A 2,623-nucleotide genomic window follows, 5' to 3' on the forward strand; every position below is an offset into this window, starting at 1 on the left:
TGGCTGGCTGCTGGTGCATGCCGACAAGGCCGCCCGCGTCGCGGAAGAGGATTCCGAGACGCCCTACATGACGCGGCGCGCGATGGATTTCATCACCGAGGCCGAAGCCGACGGCCGGCCCTGGTGCATGCACCTGTCCTATATCAAGCCGCACTGGCCCTACATCGCGCCGGAGCCCTACGCCAGCATGTATGGCCCCGGCGACGTGCTGCCCGCGGTTCGCTCCGAGCAGGAGAAGCAATCGGCGCATCCGGTATTCGCCGCCTACATGGACATGCGCTACTCCCGCAACATGTCACGCGACGAGGCGCGCGAGAAAGTCATTCCGACCTATATGGGGCTGATCAAGCAGATCGACGACCAGATGGGCGTGCTGATGGGTTTTCTCGAGGCGCGCGGCCTGCTCGAGACCACCATGATCGTGTTCACCTCCGATCACGGCGATTATCTCGGCGATCACTGGATGGGCGAGAAAGACCTGTTCCACGATGCCTCCGCCAAGATCCCGCTGATCGTGATCGATCCGTCGGCCGGGGCCGATGCTACGCGGGGCACGGTCTGCGACGCGCTGGTCGAGGCGATCGATCTGGCTCCGACCTTCATTGACTATTTCGGCGGCAAGCCGCCGGATCACATTCTGGAGGGGCGTTCGCTGATGCCGTTGCTGCGCGGCGAGCGCCCCACGGATTGGCGCAAGGTCGTCTTCTCGGAATACGATTACTGCATGCAGGATGTCCGGCTGAAGCTCAACCAACCGATCGAAGAGTGCCGGCTGTTCATGGTGTACGACGGCCGCTGGAAATACATCCACGCCTCCGGCTTCCGGCCGATGCTCTACGATCTGCTTGAAGACCCGCAGGAATTGACCGACCGCGGCGAAGACTCCTCCTGCGCCGAAATCATGGCCCGGCTGCAGTCGGCCCTGTTCGACTGGGCACTGCATCCCAAGGGGCACATCACGACAAGCACGGAGAAGATCGCCGCCTATGCCGAAAAGCAGCTCCAGGTCCGGAACGGGGTCCTGATCGGGATCTGGGACGAGGCCGAGCTGTCCGCGATCCGGAAGAAAATCGGCATCCCGCCGGCCTGAAGCCGCTCAATTGGTGATCTTGTAGCCTGAAGCCTGGACGATCGGCTGCCAGAATGCGGTGTTGGCGGCGAGTTCCTGGGTGAGCCCTTCGGGCGTGGTCCCGACCGGAATCAGGCCGATCGCCAGCAACTTCTCGCGCGCTTCAGGCTTGGCGAGCGCCACGGCCACCGCATCGCTCAATTGCTTGGCAAAGGCCGGGGGACTGCCCGCGGGCAGCCACATCCCGTACCAGGCATCGGCCACCAGATCGATGCCGTTCTCCTTCAGGGTCGGCACCTCCGGCAGGAATGGCGAGCGCACCGCACTGCTGACGGCCAGAATCCTGACGCCGCCGGCGCGGTGCTGCGGGATTGCGTCCGCAATGGTGGTGACGCCGAACGGCAGATGGCCGCCGATCAGGTCGTTGATGATCGGCGCACTGCCGCGATAGGGCACCCTGGTCATTTTCATGCCGAGCGCTTCTTCCAGCTTCAGTCCCGTGAAATGCGGGATGGTACCGTTGCTCGGCACGCCATAAGTCGCCTTGTCCGGATTGGCCTTGAGCCAGGCCACCAGCTGCTTGAAATCCTTGGCCCCGATCGTCGGGCTTGCGACCAGGCCGAATTCGAACCGTGCAAGCTGCGACACCGGCATGAAATCCTTCGCGGCGCTGAAGCTCGGCACCGTCTCCACCATCGGCAACAGATACATGGTCGGACCGGTGGTAATCAGAATGGTTGTGCCGTCGGGGTTGGCACCCCTGACCGCCTTGATGCCGATCAGTCCGTCGCCGCCGGTGCGGTTCTCGATAATGATATTGCGATCGAGCAGCGGGCCAAGTTGCTGCCCGAGGATCCGGCACAGCGCGTCGCCGCCGCCCCCGGCCGCGAAGGGAAACACGATCCTGGTCAGCGGCCCGGACTGGGCGAACGCGGCGCCCGCTTTGGCTGACAGCGCCAGACTGGCGCACCCAGCCATGAAATTTCGGCGATCCATGGTTTTCCTCCGGCAGACGATTTTGGCCACTACACCAGACTAGCTTGCAGATGGGAAGGCTGTGCCGGGCGCCTCACACTTCCCGGCCGCAAGGCGGTGCCGCCCTCGCCCCAAAACAAGAATATCGAAAACAACCCCATGTACAGTAACAAAGGGCCGCCGGCATCGATGCCTTCGCCGCGAGAAACATTTTGACACGTCGGGCAAATCAACGGCATATTTCCAGAGTTGCACGGCTGCTGCCCCTCATCGACGCTCCGGCAGGTCGTTTGGCGAGCGCAGTTCTTGTGTCGTCCCTGCGAACGCAGGGACCCATAATCCGCGGCGATTATTGTTTAAGAACGATATCTGATGCCTGCGCTGTTACCGACAGGTCACGGCGTATGGGTCCCTGCGTTCGCAGGGACGACGGTGCACTACGGGCTATTTGAGAATTAATCGATCACTTCCCCGGCCACGTCGGCTTGCGCTTTTCGCCAAAAGCCTTCAGCCCCTCCTTGGCGTCCTCGGTCATCGCCAGCAAGGCGATCTGGCTTTCGGTGTAGGCGATGCTTTCGT

Annotated in this window: 2 protein-coding genes and 1 pseudogene; 1 reads left to right on the top strand and 2 read right to left on the bottom strand. The window is 62.6% G+C overall.

Annotation, left to right across the window (positions count from 1 at the left end):
- Positions 1 to 1,090, top strand: a 1,090-nt coding sequence (locus tag Q7U29_RS12315) for a sulfatase-like hydrolase/transferase (protein WP_304741762.1), incomplete at its 5' end; no start/stop codon positions are given.
- Between the two features lie 6 nt (positions 1,091 to 1,096).
- Here the strand turns inward: Q7U29_RS12315 and Q7U29_RS12320 are convergent.
- Positions 1,097 to 2,065: a Bug family tripartite tricarboxylate transporter substrate binding protein gene (locus tag Q7U29_RS12320; protein ID WP_304741764.1), complete on the bottom strand. Its 969-nt coding sequence runs from the start codon at positions 2,063 to 2,065 to the stop codon at positions 1,097 to 1,099.
- A 442-nt stretch (positions 2,066 to 2,507) separates the two neighbouring features.
- A pseudogene (locus tag Q7U29_RS12325) lies at positions 2,508 to 2,623 on the bottom strand (enoyl-CoA hydratase/isomerase family protein); the annotation flags it as partial.

This window comes from Bradyrhizobium sp., from assembly GCF_030654605.1.
In the GTDB taxonomy this organism is placed as follows: domain Bacteria; phylum Pseudomonadota; class Alphaproteobacteria; order Rhizobiales; family Xanthobacteraceae; genus Bradyrhizobium.

Coding starts and splice junctions, on each gene's coding strand:
- Q7U29_RS12320 (WP_304741764.1), bottom strand. CDS start 2,065: ATGGATCGCCGAAATTTCATGGCTGGGTGCGCCAGTCTGGCGCTGTCA.